1 protein-coding gene is annotated in these 557 nt (G+C 60.7%); it reads right to left on the bottom strand.

All coding sequences use genetic code 11. The features are described 5' to 3' along the window. Positions 1–11: 11 nt before the first annotated feature. Positions 12–557, bottom strand: a 546-nt coding sequence (locus ACFW0B_RS25925; protein ID WP_449151815.1) for a transposase, incomplete at its 5' end; no start/stop codon positions are given.

Below are 557 nucleotides of genomic sequence, written 5' to 3'. Positions count from 1 at the left end.
CGTAATGCTGTTCACTTTAGAGGAGCAGCCTTGCGATCTACCGGATAGCGGGACTTGGAGATCTTCACCGTCCTTGGTCTCGAGGGCCTTGGACGGTGATCCAGAAACAACCCTCCGACTCCGGCCCTCAATTCCGATAGGCGCCTGCCTGTTGCCGAAATCGGGTTGGCCGCTGCCATCACGATCAATTGCACAGCGATGTAGTGGGCTGCCGGCTTGAAGCGGATGTCGCGGGGCGAGCGGCCAAAGGCCACCGCGGCCTGGCTCGCCTCGCGGCGGATGATGTTGTAGGCCAGCAACAACCCCCAGACCTCTTGGTAGACCAACTCCTTGACCTTGCTGCGCAGGGTCATCGCATTCTGCTGCAGGGAGCTTTTGATATCCCGGAAGCCCAGTTCGATCTCCCAGCGCTCCTGGTACAGCGTCGCGACGGCTTTGGCGCTATAGCGATCCGCCGGCAGCGAGGTCAGCACGGTTTTTACCTTGCTCCCGACTTCGTAACTTACCTCGCGCACCTCCCAGTGCGTTGGCAGGTCTGGATTGCGCTTGCGTGCCTG

This window comes from Metapseudomonas phytobenefica (genome assembly GCF_043392685.1).
In the GTDB taxonomy this organism is placed as follows: Bacteria; Pseudomonadota; Gammaproteobacteria; order Pseudomonadales; family Pseudomonadaceae; genus Metapseudomonas.
Note: the sequence above shows the minus strand (reverse complement) of the source record. Positions and strands in the feature narration are given on the sequence as shown.